Annotated in this window: 20 protein-coding genes; 7 read left to right on the forward strand and 13 right to left on the reverse strand. The window is 68.7% G+C overall.

Features of this window, described 5'->3' with window-relative positions; all coding sequences use genetic code 11:
- Positions 1-111 precede the first annotated feature (111 nt).
- Positions 112-1,239, reverse strand: coding sequence for a hypothetical protein (locus ACWESM_RS32480; protein ID WP_364435190.1), 1,128 nt, complete (start codon positions 1,237-1,239; stop codon positions 112-114).
- Positions 1,240-1,468: 229 nt separating this feature from the next.
- Positions 1,469-2,071: a CHAP domain-containing protein gene (locus ACWESM_RS32485; RefSeq protein WP_397280285.1), complete on the reverse strand. Its 603-nt coding sequence runs from the start codon at positions 2,069-2,071 to the stop codon at positions 1,469-1,471.
- 199 nt (positions 2,072-2,270) lie between these two features.
- Between ACWESM_RS32485 and ACWESM_RS32490 the strand changes: the two genes are divergently transcribed.
- From ACWESM_RS32490 to ACWESM_RS32505, 4 genes are read left to right on the forward strand one after another with little or no spacing between them, the layout of a single operon-like run.
- Positions 2,271-2,921: an ABC transporter permease gene (locus ACWESM_RS32490; RefSeq protein ID WP_355078669.1), complete on the forward strand. Its 651-nt coding sequence runs from the start codon at positions 2,271-2,273 to the stop codon at positions 2,919-2,921.
- The gene (locus tag ACWESM_RS32495) at positions 2,914-4,113 is read left to right on the forward strand and encodes an ABC transporter ATP-binding protein (protein WP_452495021.1); all 1,200 of its coding nucleotides are present in this window, start codon (positions 2,914-2,916) and stop codon (positions 4,111-4,113) included. The genes ACWESM_RS32490 and ACWESM_RS32495 overlap by 8 nt, the downstream gene beginning before the upstream one ends.
- Positions 4,110-4,874, forward strand: coding sequence for an ABC transporter permease (locus ACWESM_RS32500; RefSeq protein WP_364435199.1), 765 nt, complete (start codon positions 4,110-4,112; stop codon positions 4,872-4,874). The genes ACWESM_RS32495 and ACWESM_RS32500 overlap by 4 nt, the downstream gene beginning before the upstream one ends.
- Positions 4,871-5,845, forward strand: a complete 975-nt coding sequence (locus ACWESM_RS32505) for a glycine betaine ABC transporter substrate-binding protein (RefSeq protein WP_452495023.1) — start codon at positions 4,871-4,873, stop codon at positions 5,843-5,845. The genes ACWESM_RS32500 and ACWESM_RS32505 overlap by 4 nt, the downstream gene beginning before the upstream one ends.
- A gap of 148 nt (positions 5,846-5,993) precedes the next feature.
- Here the strand turns inward: ACWESM_RS32505 and ACWESM_RS32510 are convergent, their stop codons facing one another.
- Entirely contained in the window at positions 5,994-6,635 is a 642-nt protein-coding gene (locus tag ACWESM_RS32510; protein WP_355078651.1) for a TIGR03086 family metal-binding protein, read from the reverse strand.
- A gap of 88 nt (positions 6,636-6,723) precedes the next feature.
- Here ACWESM_RS32510 and ACWESM_RS32515 point away from each other — a divergent pair, with 88 nt between their 5' ends.
- Positions 6,724-7,695 carry a helix-turn-helix transcriptional regulator gene (locus tag ACWESM_RS32515; protein WP_397280281.1) on the forward strand — a complete coding sequence of 324 codons (972 nt, stop codon included), beginning with the start codon at positions 6,724-6,726 and terminating at the stop codon, positions 7,693-7,695.
- A gap of 10 nt (positions 7,696-7,705) precedes the next feature.
- On the opposite strand, the gene ACWESM_RS32520 is transcribed toward ACWESM_RS32515, so the two are convergent.
- On the reverse strand, positions 7,706-9,163 hold the full coding sequence (locus ACWESM_RS32520; protein WP_364435209.1) for an MFS transporter: 1,458 nt from the start codon (positions 9,161-9,163) through the stop codon (positions 7,706-7,708).
- Positions 9,164-9,234: 71 nt separating this feature from the next.
- On the opposite strand from ACWESM_RS32520, the gene ACWESM_RS32525 reads away from it, so the two are divergent.
- Entirely contained in the window at positions 9,235-9,717 is a 483-nt protein-coding gene (locus ACWESM_RS32525; protein ID WP_355078648.1) for a MarR family winged helix-turn-helix transcriptional regulator, read from the forward strand.
- 139 nt (positions 9,718-9,856) lie between these two features.
- On the opposite strand, the gene ACWESM_RS32530 is transcribed toward ACWESM_RS32525, so the two are convergent.
- The 7 genes from ACWESM_RS32530 to ACWESM_RS32560 all read right to left on the reverse strand — a co-directional run bounded on the left by ACWESM_RS32530 (position 9,857) and on the right by ACWESM_RS32560 (position 16,384).
- Positions 9,857-10,441 carry an NADPH-dependent FMN reductase gene (locus ACWESM_RS32530; protein ID WP_355078647.1) on the reverse strand — a complete coding sequence of 195 codons (585 nt, stop codon included), beginning with the start codon at positions 10,439-10,441 and terminating at the stop codon, positions 9,857-9,859.
- An 83-nt stretch (positions 10,442-10,524) separates the two neighbouring features.
- Positions 10,525-10,896 carry a hypothetical protein gene (locus ACWESM_RS32535; protein WP_043729685.1) on the reverse strand — a complete coding sequence of 124 codons (372 nt, stop codon included), beginning with the start codon at positions 10,894-10,896 and terminating at the stop codon, positions 10,525-10,527.
- A gap of 11 nt (positions 10,897-10,907) precedes the next feature.
- Positions 10,908-11,384 (reverse strand): roadblock/LC7 domain-containing protein, encoded by a 477-nt coding sequence (locus ACWESM_RS32540; protein ID WP_355078646.1) that lies wholly within the window; start codon positions 11,382-11,384, stop codon positions 10,908-10,910.
- Positions 11,381-12,214 (reverse strand): hypothetical protein, encoded by an 834-nt coding sequence (locus ACWESM_RS32545; RefSeq protein WP_452495027.1) that lies wholly within the window; start codon positions 12,212-12,214, stop codon positions 11,381-11,383. Before ACWESM_RS32545 ends, ACWESM_RS32540 begins: the two co-directional genes overlap by 4 nt.
- A complete protein-coding gene (locus ACWESM_RS32550; protein ID WP_356966682.1) occupies positions 12,204-12,590 on the reverse strand; it encodes a roadblock/LC7 domain-containing protein in 387 nt (128 codons plus the stop codon). Before ACWESM_RS32550 ends, ACWESM_RS32545 begins: the two co-directional genes overlap by 11 nt.
- Positions 12,591-13,014: 424 nt before the next feature.
- A complete protein-coding gene (locus tag ACWESM_RS32555; protein ID WP_397280277.1) occupies positions 13,015-14,964 on the reverse strand; it encodes a VWA domain-containing protein in 1,950 nt (649 codons plus the stop codon).
- 25 nt (positions 14,965-14,989) lie between these two features.
- Entirely contained in the window at positions 14,990-16,384 is a 1,395-nt protein-coding gene (locus ACWESM_RS32560; RefSeq protein ID WP_355078642.1) for an ATP-binding protein, read from the reverse strand.
- Positions 16,385-16,525: 141 nt separating this feature from the next.
- Here ACWESM_RS32560 and ACWESM_RS32565 point away from each other — a divergent pair, with 141 nt between their 5' ends.
- A complete protein-coding gene (locus tag ACWESM_RS32565) occupies positions 16,526-16,864 on the forward strand; it encodes a VOC family protein (RefSeq protein ID WP_452495030.1) in 339 nt (112 codons plus the stop codon).
- Positions 16,865-17,030: 166 nt separating this feature from the next.
- Here the strand turns inward: ACWESM_RS32565 and ACWESM_RS32570 are convergent, their stop codons facing one another.
- A complete protein-coding gene (locus ACWESM_RS32570; RefSeq protein ID WP_452495032.1) occupies positions 17,031-18,701 on the reverse strand; it encodes a hypothetical protein in 1,671 nt (556 codons plus the stop codon).
- Positions 18,702-18,917: 216 nt separating this feature from the next.
- The gene (locus ACWESM_RS32575) at positions 18,918-19,946 is read right to left on the reverse strand and encodes a transglycosylase SLT domain-containing protein (RefSeq protein ID WP_364435228.1); all 1,029 of its coding nucleotides are present in this window, start codon (positions 19,944-19,946) and stop codon (positions 18,918-18,920) included.
- Positions 19,947-20,102 lie beyond the last annotated feature (156 nt).

The raw sequence follows: 20,102 nt of genomic DNA on the forward strand, positions 1-20,102 counted from the left end.
GCGCGCCGGGAGCCTCGAACGTGAACTCATTTCACCATATTCACACTGGAACCGCTAGACCCAGGAGAATCACGTTTCACATTCGCCACATACGCTCGACGACGCTACCGGTCACACAATGCCGTCGATGCGCGCGGCGACATCGATGGCGCGCATCGCTGGATCGGCCAGTTCTTTGCGGATCACCGCCGCCACCTGCGCCACGACCTGCTTCTTTATCCCGGCGAGCGCACCGAGCGCGGCCGCGCGGGCGCCCTGCGCGGTGAATTCCATCCGAATGTCGGCCGGGTCGGGCGGCGGCACGTCGATCACCACCCGCAAGGGGTCGGCAGCGCGGGCGGTGAGTACCAAAGGCACCTCGACGTCAGCGCGATAGCGATTGGCTTTCAACACGTCGACCGTGATGTCCAGGCTCACCGGCAGGGTCAGATCGAAGGCGACCGGCTCCGTCGACCGGTCCGTCAGCCGCGGCATCCGTACCGTTCCCCGAACGGTCACGACGGCGCTCGCGCGCGGTCCGGTCCGCAGCGGACCGACCTCGATCAGCCTGCCCGCCAGCCGTTCCACCACGTCCCACACTCGCTCGCGCGTCACGATGCGGGAGAAGAACCGATGCCCGAACTCGTCGTAGCCGATCCAATCGAACGCGAGCTCGTCCCGATACGGCGAACGCTTGCCCGCGACCATGGCCTCGAGGTCGAACACCAGCCCCCTGCGGGTCTGCGGGTCGGCAAGCATGGCGTTCACCCGGGAGGCGACCTCTCGCTGCACCACGCCCGCGATCGGGTCGAGCAACCATTCCCACGCCGAATCCACCGCCTGGGCGCGCAAGACGAAACTGATGTCCCGCTGGGTGATCGGTGGGATATCGATGACGACGAGCACGGGTTCGGCGGTGCGGGCGTGCAGGGTCAGATCGATCTCCACCCTGGCCTCGAGCCGCAGTTTCCGGCCGCCGAGCAGCACCTTCAAGGTGAGCGACACCGGAACGGTGACGTCGAAGGTGACCTTCGGGCCGCTGCGCAGTACGCGCGGGGCGCCGACCTTCCCCTCGGCGACGAATCCGGCGAGCCCGGCCGGGCCGATCGAGACCGGGCCGATGGTCATGCCGCGGCCCGCCATGCCGGAGACCGCGGACTCGATACGAGCGGCGTTCACGGCGTGCGTGACGAAACGCTCGCCGAACTCGGCGTAGTCGATCCAGCCGGGCGCACTACTCGGTTCGTCGGTCGGATGCATCGCTAGTTCCGCAACCCTCACCTCTCGATGGACACCCGACACGGTACGCGACCGATCTCGTCCCACCCCGGAACGCACTGCGGCCCGAGATCCCCGTCCTGCCGATGAGGGGGAAGCAGGGCGGGGACCGGCGGCGGCGCTGCCGGGCGCCGCCACCTCCCATCGTAGGACTATCCGGCACCCCGTTTCACCCGCATATCGGTCGAATCCCGTTCGACGGAAGTGATCTTCACAATCGGCCGAACCCGACCACCCCGGTTATGTCGCCCAGCACGAACCGGTGGATGCGCACCGCGCCGTACTCGTTACCGCCGATCGTGGTCACCTGGCCGCCCTCGACTCGCAGGACGATGTTCGTGTGCTGTCCGAACGGACTGGGCTCTCCGTACAGCAGCACGTCACCGGTCCGCGGTCGATAGTTCGAGCCGCTCGGGACGAACCGGCCGATGCTCTCGTAATACTCCTGCAAGGTATAGACGCCGGGAATCCGCCACGAACCCGAATTCGGGTTGGCCAGCGGCACACCGGCCTCGCGCAGCACCCAGCTGACGAAATCGGCGCACCACGCCTCCTCGGCTCCTTCCGCGTATTTCGTACCCGCACCGGGATCGGCGAACTCGCGCTCGGCGACCGCGACGATTCCGGCCTGGGCCGCGTCGAGTGCCGAACGGTCCAGCGCGGGGAACTCGGTGAGGCGCTCGCCCGCGATCGCCCGGTGGTCCGTACGGTCCTGCCACCAGAGACCACCGGCGATCCCGGCGGCGACCACGCCGAGCACCACCAGTGCGAGCGCGACCCACCGCCCCGATCGCGATCCCCGTTGTTGTGTCATTCGCTCCCCCGATTCGTTCGTGTGACGTTGTTGTCGAGCTTATGGAATTCGACGCGCGAGCACGCCGAACGGTTCCACGCGCCGTCCGCCTGGTTTCGGCGACCGAGCGGAGGGGCAACCCGGTGGAGCCGAAATCATGGACGGCACCTGGAAAACCGCGCTAGTCTCCGGAGAGACCAGCCGATGGGGAGGTACGGCCCTGGACACGCTGTGGACATTCATCGTGCACCGGCGGCACCAGTTGCTGGTCGACTCCTACCTGCACGTCTCGGCCGTGGTGCAATCGGTGCTGCTGGCGACGGTGGTCTCGGTTCTGATCGGAATCCTGGTCTACCGCAGCCCGTTCGGCTCGTCGATCGCCTCCGCGCTGGCGGGCGCGGTGCTCACCGTTCCGTCGTTCGCGCTGCTCGGCCTGCTGATCCCGGTGCTCGGTCTCGGTGTCGCACCGACGATCACCGCGCTCGTGGTGTACGCGCTGCTGCCGATCATGCGCAACACCATCATCGGACTCGCCTCGGTGGATCCGGCCGTGACCGACGCCGCCCGCGGCGTCGGGATGAACCGGCTGCGGGTGCTCGCCCGGATCGAACTGCCGCTGGCGTGGCCCGCGATTCTGGCCGGTATGCGGGTGAGCACCCAGCTGATCATGGGGATTCTCGCCCTCGCGGCATACGCCAAGGGCCCCGGACTCGGGAACCTGATCTTCTCCGGACTCGCGCGCCTGGGCAGCCCGAACGCGGTGCCACAGGCGCTGGTCGGCACGATCCTCGTCGTCGTCCTCGCACTCGTCCTCGACGGGATCTACGTCCTGGTCGGGCGGCTCACCACTTCCAGGGGAATTCGTGACTGAAACCGAAACCAGCGACGGCCGCGCGGCATCCGTCGTCTCCGGCGTCGAGATCGTGCTGCACGCGGTAACCAAACACTATCCGGGACAGCGTGATCCGGCTGTGGACAGCGTCTCGCTGACCATCCCGGCCGGCGAGATCGTGGTCCTGGTCGGGCCGTCCGGCTGTGGCAAGACCACCACCATGCGAATGATCAACCGGCTGATCGAACCCACCTCCGGAAAAATCACGATCGACGGCCGCGACGCGGCCACGATCCAGCCCGACCGGTTGCGCCGCGGCATCGGCTATTCGATCCAGCAGGCGGGACTGTTCCCGCACCTGACCGTCGCGAAGAACGTCGCGACCGTACCGGGCCTGATCGGCTGGGACCGGCGGCGCGTCGCGGCACGGGTCGACGAGATGCTCGAGCTGGTCGGTCTCGATCCAGGCACCTTCCGCGACCGCTATCCCCGCCAGCTGTCCGGCGGCCAGCAGCAGCGCGTCGGCGTGGCCAGGGCATTGGCGGCAGACCCGCCCGTGCTGCTGATGGACGAGCCGTTCGGCGCGGTCGATCCGATCACCCGGGGATTGCTGCAGGACGAGTTGCTGCGGCTGCAAGGCGAACTCGGCAAGACGATCGTCTTCGTCACCCACGATTTCACCGAGGCGGTCAAGCTCGGCGACCGCATCGCCGTGCTCGGCGACCGGTCCAGGATCCTGCAATACGACACACCCGCGGCGATCCTGGCTGACCCGGCCGACGAGACGGTCGCCGGTTTCGTCGGCGCGGACGCCTCGCTCAAACAGCTCACCCTGACCCGGGTCGGGGATGTCGAACTCGGCGACTGCCCCACCGCCACCGAACAGGACACCGTCGACGAGTTGCGCGCCGCGCTCGCGGACCGCGACTGGCCGTGGGCGCTGGTACTGGACGGTCATGGCAAGCCACGCCGCTGGGTCTCGGCCGAACAACTGGCCCACGCCGATTCGCTGCGCGATCTGGGAACGCCGGTGCCGGAGACGCTGGCGCTGAAATCGACGCTGCAGGACGCACTCGAAGCCCTGCTCACCCATCAGAGCGCGACCGCGGTGGTGACCGGCGCGCGCGGCGAGTACGCCGGGCTGATCACCATCGACACCCTGGTCGGCCACCTGTCGGCCCTGCGCGCCGAGCACGGAGCCGGGCGTTCCGCGACGGACGGCGCACCATGACCACCGCCACCGCGTCACCCGCCACCCAGCGCAGGGCCGAGCGCATCCGGTTGGTCGTGCAGCCGGTGGTCGTGCTCGTGCTCACCGCGGGCGTGCTGGTGTGGGCGTTCGCCCGCGACCTGACCGTCACCCAGCAAGCGAGCCTGAACGCGGGCAACGTCGCGACCGTCACCTGGCAGCACGTGCGGATCACCGCGACCGTGGTGCTGATCGTCGTCGCGGTGGCCGTCCCGCTCGGAACCCTGCTCACGCGACCGGGATTCCGGCGGCTCACACCCGTTTTCGTCGGTATCGCGAATATCGGCGCGGCCGCACCGGCCATCGGCCTGATCGTGCTGTTCTACCTGGCCACCCGCACCACCGGCTTCTGGATCGGCGTAGCGCCGATCGCGTTCTATTCGCTGCTTCCGGTGCTGCGCAACACCATTCTGGGCTATGAGCAGGTGGACCGGACGCTCATCGATGCGGGGCGCGGCCAGGGCATGTCGGCCGTGACGGTGTTGCGGCGCATCGAATTCCCGCTCGCGGTGCCCTACATCCTGGCCGGGCTGCGCACTTCGCTGGTGCTCGCGGTCGGCACCGCGACGCTGTCGTTCCTGGTGAGCGCGGGCGGGCTCGGCATTCTGATCGACACCGGCTACAAGCTGCGCGACAACGTCACCCTGGTGGTCGGCGCGGTGCTCGCGGTGGCGCTGGCCCTGCTGGTGGACTGGCTCGGCGCGCTCGCCGAAGCGTTTCTCGGGCCGAAGGGGCTGAAATGATCCGGGCGTGGCGCGCGCTGACCCTCGGCCTGGGCTTGACGTTGCTGGCCGCCTGCGGGCTGCAATCCGGCGGCGCGGTGCCGCTTCGAGTCGGCCCCGGCAGCATCCGGCCCGTGCCCGAACTGGAGGGTGTGCAGGTCACGGTGGGTTCCAAAGACTTCACGGAGCAGAACATCCTCGGCTATCTGATCGAGTTCGCTCTCTCGGCGGCGGGCGCCGAGGTGCGCGACCTGACCAACATCCAGGGCTCCAACAGCGTGCGCGATGCCCAATTGCACGGGCAGATCGACCTCGCCTACGACTACACCGGAACGGGCTGGATCAACTATCTCGGCAACGAGACACCGGTGCCGGACGAGATCGGCCAGTTCCAGGCGGTGCGCGACGCCGACCTCGCCGCGCACGGCATGCTCTGGACGGCGCTCGCGCCGATGAACAACACCTACGCGCTGGTCATGAGCGCCCACACCGCCCAGGAGACCGGTGTGCGCACGCTGTCGGACTACGCCAGACTGGCCGCCGCCGATCCGGCCGCCGCGGCGATCTGCGTCGGCACCGAGTTCAACGTCCGCCAGGACGGATTTCCCGGCCTGGCCCGCAAGTACGAGATCGACGCGAGCAAGGTCCGCAAGCAGATCGTGCAGGACGCCGTGGTCTACCAGGCGACCGCCGACGGCAGGCAGTGCCGCTTCGGCTCGGTCGCGGCCACCGACGGACGCATCCCAGCGCTGAATCTCATTCTGCTGCAAGATGATCGCGGCTTCTTCCCGAAGTACAACGCGGCGCTGGTGATGCGCCGGAGTTTCGCCGAGGCGCATCCGCAGGTGGACACGATCCTGACGCCGATCTCGCAGCGCCTCACCAACGAGGCCATCACCGAACTCAACCGTCAGGTCGACGTGGACGGACGCGAGCCCGCGGAGGTGGCCAGGGACTGGATGGTCACCCAGGGATTCGTCACCGCGCGCTGATTTCCGTCGCGTGGAGAGCGACGCCTCCGAACAGCTGATCGGAGGAAACCGCTGTCCCTGAGGCGTTTGGAGGCCGCATCGCTGGATCAGGCTCCGGTACGCCGTCCGCTGGGCTCACCAGGTGAACCCAGCGTCCTGCCAGGCAGGTTCAGCGCGGATCGCGGCCCAAGTAGCGCAAGAGTTCTCCGAGAGCGCCGTCGGCCGGACCGTCGACGATCGCGGCGAAAGCACCCCACTGACGCAGCGGCTCGATGATCTCGGCCGTCTCGCCGCTGCCGGGCGCGGGGTGAGCGGCCCGCGCGGCGATGAGCAGGGCGGCGGCGAGTTCGTCGGTCAACGGCGACGGCTGGCCGGTCGCGATCGCGATGTCCCAGGCGTGCACCCCGGCATCCAGCGCGCACATGACCGCGGCCACCGGAGTGGCGAGCGCGCCGTGCGGCAGCGGCGTCGGCACGGTCTCGGTGGCGTCGTCGACCGTGGTCCAGGCGAAGGCGGTCTGCTCGACCGCCGCACGCACCGCGTCCCCGGGGGAGCCGTCGATCGTGCCGGAAGGCGCGAACGGGTTGTAGGCCGGACCCTCTCCGATGCCGAGGGCCTGGGCGTAGGCCAGCTGGTCACCGACGGCGTGCTGCAGCACCTGCGTCACATCCCAATCCGAGCACGGGGTGGGCAGGTGCCACTGATCCGCTCGCACACCGGCGACGACGCTCTCCAGCGCGCGGTAGGAATCGGCGAGCACGTCCCGCCAAACGGGGAGCAGAGTCGCGGCGGCGGTGGCGGTGGCGTTCATGTCGGAGCCTTTCGGTCGTTCTCGCTGATGACACAAGCCTATTCGGCAATTAGGCTACTTTTGTTCCTAATCAGCGAGGAGGGCGAAAGTGGCATCGACCACACCGCGTCTGCTGCGATTGCTGGCCCTGCTACAGGACCGTGCGTACACCGGCCGGGAGCTGGCCGAGCGCCTCGGCGTCACCGATCGCACACTGCGGCAGGACATTCAGCGGCTGCGCGAACTGGGCTACCCGGTGCATGCCGGACGCGGCGCGGTCGGCGGCTACCGGCTCGGCCGCGGCGCGACCATGCCTCCCCTACTGCTGGACGACGACGAAGCGGTGGCCGTGGCGGTCGCGGTCGGCCTCGCCGAGGACGGCTCCACCGGCATCGCGGACATCGCCGAGCACGTCACGAAGGCACTGGGCAAACTGGATCAGATCCTGCCCAAACGATTGCAGCGCAAGGTATCCGCACTGCGGGATGCGACGGCCATCGGCCCGGCCACGACGGGGTCGCGCGAGCCGGACGCACCGGTTCCCGCCGCCGTGCTCACCACCCTCGCAGGCGCCATTCGCGACGGAGCGACGGTCCGGATCGCCGAAGCCGGGGCCGCGTCGTCCGTCGAGATCGAGCCGTACCGGCTGATCAACTGGCAACGCCGCTGGTACCTGGTCGCCTACAGCCTGGAAGACCACTCCTGGCGAGCGATACCGGTCGCCCGCGTGCTGCGCGCGGAGACGAGTTCCCGTCGTTTCGCCGCGCGTTCGCTTCCCGACGACGACCTGGTCGCCTTCGTCATGCGCCACATCGCCACCACCGGGTGGCGGGTGCAGGCCCGGGTGACCGTGCTCGCGCCCGCCGAGACCGTCATCGCCAGGATCAATCCCGCCGTCGGCGTGGTCGAGCCGGTGGACGCGGACACCTGCGTGCTCTACACGGGCGCGGACGCGCTGGAGACGATCGCCATCTACCTGTCCATGCTGATGATGGACTTCCGCGTCGACGGCCCGCCGGAACTCGTCGCCCATATCCGCACCCTGGGCCGCCGGTACACCGAGGCCGTCGCGAACGCTTGAATCCCAGGCGTCAGGAATGCCCGGTGGTGGTCGCCGCGTCGGCGGTCTTCCGCATCGGGATCACGGCGGTCAGACCGATCGCGACCAGCGCCGCGGCCATCGCGATGAGGAAGGTGGTGTGAAAACCGTCGCGCGAGGGCAGCAGGTGCGGGCCGAGCCGCATGGTCATGTGCGCCAGCACCACGCTCATCACCGCGGCCGAGGTCGAGGTGCCGATCGAGCGCATCAGCGAGTTGAGGCCGTTGGCCGCGCCGGTCTCGGTGATCGGCACCGCGCCCATGATCAGCGCGGGCATCGCCGCGTACGCCAGGCCGACGCCGCCCGCGACGATCACCGCGGCGAGCATGATCTCCCAGACGCTGTTCATCAGCACCACCGCGCACAGATAGCCGACCGCGATCACCGCGGAGCCGAGCGCGAGGGTGACCTTGGGCCCGCGGCTGGCCGACAGCCGCGCCGACACCGGTGACAGCAGCATCATCACGAAGCCGGTGGGGGCCAGCGCCAACCCGGCGGTGATCATGGACAGCCCGAAGCCGTATCCGGTCTGCTCCGGCGCCATCAGCAGCTGCGGGAAGGTCAGCGACATGCCGTAGAGCGCGAATCCGACGGCGATCGAGGCCGCGTTGGTGAACAGCACCCTCGGCCGCGCCGAGACCCGCAGGTCCACCAGCGGTGAACGCTGCCGCAGTTCGAAAGCGCCCCAGCCGAGGAACACCACCACCGACACCGCGAACAGGGTCAGGATCCGCGCGCTGGCCCAACCCCAGTCCGCGCCCTTCGTGATCGCGACGAGCAGCGCGAGCAGCGCTACCGACAAACCGACGGCGCCGCCGAAGTCGAACCGGGCGGGCGTGCGCACCGGCGACTCCGCGACGAACACGAAAACCAGGACGGCGCACACGACGCCGAGCGCGGCGGAGGTCCAGAACAGCACGTGCCAGTCGGCGTTCTGCGCGATGGCCGCCGCGACCGGCAGGCCGATCGCACCGCCGACGCCGAGCGTGGCGCTCATGATCGCCATCGCCGAACCCACCCGCTCGGCGGGCAATTCGTCGCGCATGATGCTGATGCCGAGCGGGATGGCGCCGACCGCCGCGCCTTGCAGCGAGCGACCGACGATCTCGGGCACCAGGGTGGAGAAGGACGCGCAGACCACCGAACCGGCGATCAGCAGAAGAAGATTCGCGAACAAGACGCGCCGCTTGCCGAACATATCGCCCAGACGGCCGCTGATCGGGGTCGCCACCGCGCCGGCCAGCAGCGTGGCCGTCACGACCCAGGAGGCGTTGGACGCGGAGGTGTGCAACAGCGTGGGCAGCGACGGAATGATCGGGATGACCAGCGTCTGCATGAGGGAGACGACGACACCCACCATGCCGAGCGTCGCGATGAGCAGTGCCGACGAGGGACGGGGCCGGTCGCCGGATTCAGAGACGCTCGAGGACGCGTCGGCAGCTACAGTCACATGTGCACGGTACATATGGTGTGTATGCTGCACAATTTGGTAAGTACGTGATCCTCGCGACATAGTGTGGTATGTCCGAATCCGGCCCCGGCGACAACGCGGCGCTGTACCGCCTCGTCTTCGAGCTGTCACTGCTGTCAAGGCACTTCCCCGCCGCGGTGCTCCGGCGTCCCGGCTTCCAGCTCGACCGCTCGGCGTACCTGATCCTGACCAGACTGGAACTGGACCATCCGCTGAGCCTGCGTGAGCTGTCCGAAGCGTTTCAACTGGACGTTTCGACGATCAACCGGCAGGTCGGAGCCATGCGCAAGCAAGGGTTGGTCGACCGGGTGCCCGACCCCGACGGCGGCATCGCCCGCAAGATCCGCGCCAGCGCCAAGGGACTCGATCTTTTGGCCTCCGACCGAAAGCAGAGCCGTCAAGGCATCGGCGCGGTGGTTGCCGAGTGGACCGAGGCCGACATCGACCAGTTCAGCAGGTTCATCGCGCGTTTCAACCAGTCGGTCGAGGACAAGGAGGACAACCCCTGGCCGCGCCCAGCCGGGCTGGAGTGACGCACGATCGGCCGGGACCCGGGCTGCCCGCCGCACGGCTACGCACCTCCGATCGAACCGGAGGTCCGCCATTTGCCCTTGCCCCAGGGACCACGGCGTCAGGCTCCGCGGTCCCGACCTTGGGCGAGTGGAAGAAGCGTCATGCGGTGTAGGGATGGTCGGCGCGGGCCGACCGCAGCGCGCGGCCCCACCAGACCAGCTGGCCGAGCAGCTGATCGGCCGCGGCCACCGGCATTTCCGGATCCGTCGGCTGCCCCGCGGCATCGAACCGCCCGCCCGCGTCGTGGAAGCTCACCGTATCGCGCACGGTGACCGCATGCAGCTCGGCGAACACCTGCCGGAGGTGCTCCACCGCGCGTAAGCCACCGGAGATGCCGCCGTAGGACACGAATCCCACCGGCTTGGCCCGCCATTCGGTGTAATGCCAGTCGATGGCGTTCTTGACCGACGCCGGATAACTGTGGTTGTACTCGGGTGTCACGACGACGAACCCGTCCGCCGCGGCCAGGCGGGGGCCGACCGCTGCCAGCGCCCGCGCCGCCTCGGGTTCGGGGTGATGGGAAAGCCGTTCCGGCAGAGGCGTTTCGGCCAGGTCGACAACGTCGACGTCGACGTCGTCGCGCCGCTCGGCGTGAGCGGCGAACCACTTGGCGACGGTCGGCCCGAAGCGGCCCGCTCGAGTGCTGCCGACGATCAGGGCGAGCTGGATCGGATGGTCGGACATGGTGGATTCCCTTCGACGTGTTCGGTGTCCAGAACAGCGTCGAACCTGAACAACAGTTCAGGTCAAATCGGCTCGACCGCCGATCAGACCTCCAGATCCTCTTCGATCCCCCGCAGGCGGTGCCGGGCCATCGCCAGATTCGCCCGTCCCCGGTCCAGGGCGAGGTAGAGGAACAGGCCCTTGGACTTGCGGCCGGTCATCGGCCGGATGATGTGATATTGCCCGGACAGCGTGATGAGGATGTCCTCGATGTCCTCTTTGAGCCCCAGCTGGTCCATGGTGCGCAGCTTGGCGCGCACCACCTCGGTGTTGCCCGCACCCGCGATCTGGAGGTCCAGGGACTTGGAGCTGCCGAGCATGCCCAGCGCCATGCCGCTGTTGTAGTCGACGACGGCGGCGCCGATCGCGCCGTCGATCACCATCATGTCTTTGAGGGCCAGATCCATATTGGACATATGCTTTCCTTTCAGTGGGTTTTCGTTGCTTGTTCGCTTCCCGCGTCGGTGGTCACCGACGTCAGCAAGTCGGCGATCGCGCGGGCCGCCGGACGGGATTCCAGATGCAGCCTGCCGATGTTCACCTCGGGGGCGGCCAAAACGGTCAGCGACGTCCAGCCCGCCGCGTAGATGACCACGTGCCCTCCGGTGCCGTGGACCACGACCTCGCTGAACCCGCCGCCGTGCGCGGTGGTGGCGAGCCGGTGGGACAGCGACAGCTGCGAGGCGGCCATGGCGGCCATCCCGTTCGGCTCGATCTGCGCAGGCAGATCATGGGCGACCAACAGTCCGTCGTTGGACGCGACCAGCGCGCCGGTCAGTCGCGGAACTCGATTGCGCAGCGCTTTCAACTCCGTGAGCACCGCCGCGTTCGGTTCGGGTCCGGACATCGCCACCTTGGTCAACCTTCCCATCCAATCGCCGAGCAGTTTCTTCCGCGTGGTCACGCGAGCCCCTCCAAAGCCGCTTGCAGGCGGACGAGCAGGTCCCGGTCGGGCGGCTCCAACCGATCGGCGACCGGGACCGGTGGCGCCGAGTGCCTGCCACGGCGGCGGGGAAGCCGGCCCGGCTCGGCGAGCACAGGCGCGACCGCTACGGACTCGGGGCGCACCGGCTCGAGCCCGACCGGCCCGGCGGCCACCGGGACCGGCGTCGCGAGGGGCGGCTCGATCAAGCCCGCCGCGGTCAGATCCCGCACCGCCACCAGACATCCGTAGGTGGTACGGCCGAGTTCGCGACCGATCTCCGCGACGCTGCGCCTGCCATCCGCGGCGGCCAGCACCTCCGCCTGCCCTCCGGTGAGCACCAAACGCCGTCGCCGCACTCGGCGGACCGGCACGACCGGGACGCGATCGACCAGGTCGGCGGGCCACGGCCCGGACTCGGGATCGCCGCGCCGCGCGCACTCCTGCACGAGAGCACGGGGCGTGATGTGACAGACGGGGGCCAGCCAGTGCGGTGGGGCCGGGCGGAACTCCGGGACGGCGGGCGAGGCCAGCAAGAAATAGGCGGCGTCGAAGACCGAGAGCATCGCGAGGGTTTCCAGCCGTGGCCGTCCCAGCACACGGCCGGGATCGCCCGCATCGGCGCGCCGCCAGTCCTCGGCGGTCGCCACGCCCGCTTCGACGACCAGCCGGTCCAGCCCGGTGGTGCGACGACAGTCGGCGGAAACGATCGCGCCTTCGGCGAGATGGAAAGCACCGTCGGCCGCGTGCAGCACCCCCGTACGTCCTTCCTGCTCCAACCGCCGCAATTCGACCGCGAGTTCAGGACTCATGCGCGTCCTCGGCCAATTCGTCGAGAATTCCGTGCAGTTGGTATCGCGCCATCGCGAGATTTCCGGCGTCCTCGTCGAACAGCACGTGCACGAAAAGCCGTCCGTCGAAGTCGCCGTTCACCAGGTTCAACAGGTGATATCCGCGGGTGCCGTAGACGATGATCTCGGTGACGTCGTCGCCGTCGGTCGACAAAGCCGGACAGGCGAGCACCGCGCGCACCACATCCGTTGTGGCAGCGGCATCTTCGTGCTCGTCCACCAGGTCGTGCCTGCCGTCGGCGGCGATCGCCAGACCGCTCGCACCGTCCACCAGCGTCACGCTGCGCGCACCGGGAATATCCATGATGCGTTTCAGACAACCGTCGATTCCGATCACGCGCCACCACTTGTCATGTGAGGGGGTTTACGGGTTCCAGACGCTACACACGGGCACCGCGCGATGTACAGCAAATCGGTGAGAAATTTCCGGTAAAAAACGTCGTCCCTGGAAACGCACGATAAATACCTTTCGGTATCAAATACCTATTGGTATTCATACCCTTCGGTTTTCGTTTTCCGACACGCCGACCCGGCCACAATAAATCCTCGATACGGCCGCTCGACGGCCCCCGTGCCACTTTCCCGGCACGCCTGCGTCCGCGCACGCACGAACGTGTACCGCCGGAACGACACAGCCGCGCGAGTCTTCTCGCTGTGCGCGGCGCACGGCGGCAGGGACCTGCCCGGAGACGGCAAGGGCAAGTAGTGATCTCGCAGCAATCACCAGATCGGCCGCACTGCCCGCCCGCGAAGCCGCGACTTCAGCGCCTGCCACGCAGGTAGTCGCTGACCACGGCGGCGCCCAAGCCGTCCAGGCCGGGCGCCACCACCCGGCCGCCGCTGCGGCGGGCCACCAGGTCGACGAACGCGGCCAGGCGCGGGTCCTCGCCGAGCATGAACACCGTCACCGACGCACCCAGCTTGGCCAGGGCGTCGACCTGCGCCATCGTCACTGCCAGCGTGCGTTGCGCGGGTGGCCAGTTGAAGTAGGTCTCCCCGTCCGGCTCCAGGTGCGCGGTCGGCTCACCGTCGGTGACCACGAGCACGACCGGCACCGCGTCCGGGTGCCTGCGCAGGTGCGCCGCGGCCAGCAGCAGTGCGTGGTGCAGATTGGTGCCCTGTTCCCAAACGCCTTCCAGCGCGGTGAGTTCGCCGATGTCCACGGTCGTCGCGTGCCTGCCGAAGGTGATCACGCTCAACGCGTCGGAGCGGAACCGGGTGCCGATCAGATGGTGCAGCGCGAGAGCGGTGCGCTTCATCGGCACCCATCTGCCGTCCTGCACCATCGACCAGGACGTGTCGACGCACAGCGCGACGGCGGCCCTGGAGCGCTGCTCGGTCTCCATGATCTCGACGTCGGAAACGTCCAGCCGCACCTGGCGATTACCCGTCGACGCCGACCGCAGCACGGCATTGCGCACGGTCCGCGACACGTCCCACGGCTCGGTATCACCGAAGCGCCAGGCCCGGGAGCCGCCGGTCGGCTCGCCCGCGGCGCCGGCCGCGGCGGTGTCCCGTTCGCCGCGCCGAGACCGCAAGCGCCCGACGACATCACGCAGCGCCACCTCGCCGAGACGCCGCAAAGCCTTGGGCGTCAACCGGAGCGAGCCGTCCTGCGCTCGTTCGAAGATGCCTTGCCTGCGCAATTCGCGTTCCAGTTCGGCCAGCCGCGCGGCGTCCACGCCCGCGTCCGCGCCGAGGTGGCGCTCCAGCGCGTCCAGATCGATGTCCTCCAGCCGGGCGCCCGCGTAGGTCTGGCCGAGTTGCTCGGCGAGCGCGTCGAGTTCGGCGAGATCTTGCAGGGCCTGCGCGCCCGCGCCGAGGCCGAGCGGATCCTCGCCGCGAAACCGCCGCGCGGAGTTCCAGTCCTCACCGGGACGCAGCGCCCGCAGATGCGCGTCCAGCGCGGCGACCTGCTGGGCGATCGCCGGATCGCCGAACGCCTGGCCGATCAACTCGGACAGCTCCGCGCGCTGCTGCTCGGTCATCGAATTCATCATGCGCTGCGCGGCGGCGGCTCGGGCCGCGAGCGCGTCGATCAATTCCTCGGTGTCGCGCGGGTTCTCGGGGAAGAACTCGCCGTGCTCGGCCATGAACTCGGCGAACCGCTGCTCGGTGTTCTCGCCCCTGGCATGGGCGGCGAGCAGGTCGTTGAGGTCGGACATCATCCGTCCGACCCGCTCGACGTCCTCCGGGGTGGTGTTCCGCAAAGCCTGTTTCATGCCCTGGAAGCGCGATTCCAGCAGCTCGCGGCCGAGCAGGTCACGGATCTTCTGATAGTTCTCGCGGCCGGTCTCCGATCGCCAGGCGTAGTCGGCGAGTTCGGTGACGGCGGCGGCCGTGCTCGACGGCAGGGCGTCCAGCTGCGCTTCGGCGAACCTGGCGTCGTCGGAGGGGTCGGGGAACAGTGCGCCGCGCTCGGCTTCCAGCGCCTCCTCCAGCAGTTCCCGGACCTGCTGCAACGTGCCGTCCAGCCGGTGGCTGCGAGCGATCTCCGCGCGGCGCTGCCACAACCGGCGAGTCAGCTCCTCCAATCCCGGCGTGCCGCGGGTGCCGCGCCGCAGCAGCTCTTGCAGGGCGTTGCGTGGCGAGCTGCCCTCCATCACGTCGCGACCGATCCGGTCCAGTGCCTCGCGCAGGTCCAGCGGGGGCGCCAAGGGATCGGGCCCCTCGTGGTAGGGGCCGTAGGAGTAGCGATCGGGGTTGGTCACGATGCCTCGCCGGGAACAGCGGCGGTCATCGGCCGTACACCGCCAGACCGTCGTCGGAGTCCTTCGCGATCTGCCGGGCCAGGTAGAGCGCCTCCAGCGCGAACTCGACGGCCGAGGCGATCCGCGGCGGCGGATCGGCAGCGTCGACGCCGAGCCGTCCGGCCACCTCGTGCAGGACCGGCAGTTCGGGCAACGCCGAGAGGACCTCCGCGCCGGGCACGCGTTCGCCGGTGGTGACCAGATGCCCGTCCCCGACCGCCTCGGCCAGCGGCCGCAGATTCAATCCGCCGAGCAGGGCCCGCGCGGTCTCGGAGAACGAGCGGCGCAGCAGATGGGTGAGATGTTCCTGCTCACGCCCCTCCTCCCCGGACTCGAATTCCAGCTTGCCGCGCAAGACGGCGGGAACGGATTCCAGGTCGACCGGACGCGCCACGGCAGGGCTCTCCCCCGTCACCGCGGACCTGCGCAAAGCCGCCGCGGCCACCGTCTCGGCCGCGGCCACGGCGAAACGAGCGGATACGCCGGACCGCTGGTCGATCGCGGACGACTCGCGCAATTGCCGCACGAACCGGGCGAGCACCTCGATCAGCGGGTCGCCCACTTCGGCAACGAGCTCGGCCTCCTGGCGCACCAGCGCCACCTCGGCCTCCACGCTGAGCGGGTAGTGAGTGCGAATCTCCGCGCCGAAGCGGTCTTTCAGCGGCGTGATGATCCGGCCGCGGTTGGTGTAGTCCTCCGGGTTGGCGGTGGCGACCAGCAGCACGTCCAGCGGAAGGCGCAGGGTGTAGCCGCGGACCTGGATGTCGCGTTCCTCCATCACGTTCAGCAACGCGACCTGGATACGTTCGGCGAGATCTGGCAACTCGTTGATCGCAACGATGCCGCGATGCGCGCGCGGGACGAGTCCGAAATGGATGGTCTCGGGGTCACCGAGACTGCGGCCCTCGGCCACCTTCACCGGGTCGACGTCGCCGATCAGATCGCCGACGGAAGTGTCCGGCGTGGCGAGCTTCTCGGCGTACCGCTGCGAGCGATGCCGCCACGTGACGGGCAGCTCGTCGCCGAGTTCGGCGGCCAGCCTACGACCGGCGGGGCTGATCGGGTCGAGCGGATGTTCGCCCAGTTCGGCGCCCGCGATCACGGGCGTCCATTCGTCCAGCAGGCCGACCAGGGTACGCAGCAGCCGGGTCTTGCCCTGGCCGCGCTCACCGAGCAGCACGACGTCGTGTCCCGCCAGCAGGGCGCGTTCCAGCTGCGGCACGACCGTCCGGTCGAACCCGACGATGCCGGGCCACGGGTCGCCACCGGAACTCAGCAGGGTCAGGAGGTTCTCGCGGATCTCGGTCTTCACGCCACGCGGCAGGTAGCCGGCCGAACGTAGCTCGCCCGCGGTCGTGGGCAGGTGTTCGGGAACTTTCACGAATTCGACGCTACGTCCATTCCGCCATCGGGTCGACCGAAAGAAATCGATGGACGCTAGATTGCTAGCATGCTAGCTTGGGTGGCGCGCCGATCAAGACGACATCCCGGACAACCGAAAGCAACCCGAGGAGAGAGCGATATGACGACGAAGGGCATCGGGGGCGTCCACGTGGAGACGCACAACTGGGGCGCGACCGCGAGATTCTTCCTAGCCCTCGGCTATGAGCCGGAATTCACCACCGACCACAACTCCGGGCTGTTCCGCAACGGCGAGGGACCCTATGTCTTCATCGCGGAGATCCCGCGCCATCAGACGCCCCGCACTCAACTGGTCCTGACCGTCTCCGATGCCGACGCGTTCCAGCCGAACGCCGATATCGACGTGGTCGCGCCGTTCGAGGCAACGCATTACGGCACAAAGGAAATGACGGTGCGCGATCCCGACGGGCGCATCTGGAGTCTGCGGGCTCAGGGCTGAGAACGCCCCAGACACTGTGCGCCGGTGCGCCGCGCCGCAATTCGGTCCGCGCTCCGGCACGCCGTCCGTCTGCAGGTGGGCGGCAAGACGGTCCGTAAACGAACTCCCCGAGTCGGCCGAACTCGCTGAATAGTGCTGTTGCCGAGCCGATTACGGCCCGTTCAGGTCATCGCGTGGTGAGTTGCGGTTCGTTGGACGCGTGCGGCGCGGTCGCGGCGGGGTCCTCCGGTTCGTGCACGACCGGAGACGGGTGCACGGCACCGACCGGCGTGACCTGTTCCATCCGCGGCGCGTGGTCGTTGCCATCGGGTGCGTAGTGCTGGGCCATGCCCGGCTCCAGCGCACGACCATTCGACTCCGAACGCGTCGCGGCAGCCTCCGAGAGCGCGACGTGCCCGGTGGGCTCCACCGTGCCAACGGCGTTCGACTCGGGGGACACCTCAGGGGCCGCCGAGAGCGCGATATGTTCGGTGACCGCCTCGGCCGCACTGTGAGCCGTCGACTCGGGATGCGCCTCGGCGGTCTCGCCGCGCGCACCATGCTCGTTGGCCGCCTCCGCGAATCCGGGGGCACTCGGCTCGGGCACGGCCACGGAAGGCTCCACCGGCTGTTCGCCCGGCTCCGCCTGCCTGCCGGTGCGAATCCGGTCGAGCGTCTGTCGCACCGCCGCCGCCAGACGTGCGTCCAGGACAGCTTCGTCCGGACTGGCTGCGGCAGGCGCTTCCGGACCGCCCGCGCCGGCCGCGGACGGCCGTTCGATCGCGGGCAGCGGCGTCGTTGCCAGCCACAGCTCGGTGAGTTCGGCCGCCGCGGCGGCGGGCGTGGCGATCGGGGCTTCGACGGCGGGCTGCTGCCCCGCCGCAGCGGCCTGTCCGTGCTGCGGAGCCGCGGGGGCCCCGCCCTCCCGGCCGGGTGCGGGCGGCTCGCTCGCGGCGGATTCGCTCGCACGGCGAGCCGTCGGCTCCATGAGGATGCTCGGAAGGATCTGGTTCCCGGCGCCGCCGACCTGGGTGAGCGCCGCCAGTCGTTCCTGGAGATCTTCGTGGTCGGGGACGGCGGCGGTCGCCTGCTCGATCGCGCGCCCGTATCGCTCGGCGACGAGCCGGTGGGTGACGAGCGCGACGCCGATCATGATGGGCGCGATCGCGTGGATGCCGATCCCGGCCACCTCGCCCGTCCTGATGTAGGGAAACGTGTTCAACGCGATACTCGCCGTCAGCAGGACGCCCTCGACGGTGTAGACCTGCCACAGCCGATCGATCACGCCCCACTCGGCGGTGTCCCCGGTGGACAGCATCAGCGCGACGAGTACCGCGCTGATCAGCGCTTCCAGACCGTAGGACAGCCAGAACATCGGATTGGTCGCACCGCCGGACGGCGCGATGTTCTGCTGCACCGTCACCGCGGAGAACAGCATCGAGAACGCGACGACTCCGGCCAGCAATCCCAGCACCCGCGGCTTGCGCTGATGCAGGCGGGCGACTTTCGCGTGCGGGCTGCTGCTGTGCCGCTGCTCACCGATCGCCTGGGCGGCCCGCAGCAAGTCGGCGGCTTCCCGTTCGGCCAGCTCGGCGGCCGTGCGCCGCACCCGCTCCGCGGCGTCCGCGGCCGCCTGGATGCGCGCCCGTTTCTCGTGGCGTTCATAGTCACGCACGAGCTCGGCCAACTCGCGGGAGGCGGCGAGCTCACGCTCAGATAATGCTTCGAGCAGCGCCGGATCGTCCTGGTGCGCCAATCGCTCATGCGCGATCTGCACCCGATCCGGCAGCGCGCCTGCCACCAGATCATCCATCGGCGACGCCCCGGCGGGCGCGTTGGTCGTGAAACGACGGAACATCAGCAAAGAACCTTTCCGACGGTCGAGTGTTCCAGACGCAGCGCGCCATAGCTGCCTCGGCCGTCGAACCGGACGACCGACCCGGCCGAGAACGAAAAGATAACTCGTCATCGAAATCCGTTCGACCCGACGAGCAATCGGAGCCGCTCAGTGGCAGCGGAACGAATCCCGCAGGACAGATCGCAGATCCCATCCGGATCGCTCCCGTACCCGGGCTCAGTAGCCCTTCGGCGAACGATTCGGATCCGCTTGCTGAACCTTCGCTTGCAGGTCGTGGCCGTCGCGGGAGACACCGTACCGCTCCATGACGTAGTTCATGCTGGCGGCGACATTGGCCACCGGATCGTGAATGTTGCTGGAGGTTCCAGCGGCATGGTAGCCAAGGAAGGTGCTGGGGATCGTCTGGGTAAGTCCCCTGGACGCGTGTCCGGCGGCCGCGTTGCTGTCCCAATTGTTCACGGCGTTGGGATTTCCGCCGGATTCTCGTTCGATCAGAACCCGGTAGCCGCGCTTCCAGTACTCGCGGGCCACCGGATCGGTGATGCCGAGCGCGTCGAGCGCGCCGTCGATCGCGGCGTCGACCGAGACGTTGCCCTGGTAACGGGCGTAATCAGCGCTCGTCGCGGCAGGCACGAAGCCGGGGCCGGGTGAATAACTGCGCTGCATGTAGTTGCTCGGCACGTAGTTGCCTGCCGCCGAGGAGGGGGTGTAGGTGGGCGCGGAGCCGTCGATGTTCTTCGCGTGCGCTTGGACGCGGTCGGTGGCCTTCGCGATCTCGTCGTGTACGTCGTCGATCGTCTTCAGCACGGCGTTCGCCAGCCTGATCTCGATGTCCGTTGCGATGTACTGCTTGCCGGGGCTCGCTCCGGGAGCCGCGTCCAGTGTCGCCTGCAGATCTTTGACATGCTGCCTGATAGCGACGAAGGTGCCGCTGGAGATGTCGTAGGTGCCGTAGGCGGACAGATCGACGTTGTCGTCTTGCTTGCGGATGTCGTCCTTGATGTCGTCGAACTCCTGCGCCCGGTTGGCGTAACCCTCGGCCAAGACCGACTTCTTCTCGTCACCGGTGACGAGCTTCTCGTCGCGCAGCAACTTGACCACATCCGGCGCCTGCGAAGGCGAACCCGTCGCCAGCAGATCCGCCGACGTCTGGATCGTCTGGCGGCCCACTTCGACGACCGCCTTCAGGCCCGGGCTCGCGTCCGCGGGCGGGTCCAGCTTCACCACCCAGCGCTCGGTGCTCATCGAGACGCCCCAGCCCCGGTCGGCCGCGGCCTTGCGAATACCAGCATCATCACCTCACGCCTGACAACGCTCACCAGGCCGTGCGTGGCCTACCAGTCCGACGCCGTCGAGTATCCCGCAACGCCCCATGCCCCTTTCCCGGCTGTGGGAGTAGCG

The sequence above is a fragment of the Nocardia sp. NPDC003999 genome, from assembly GCF_053604885.1.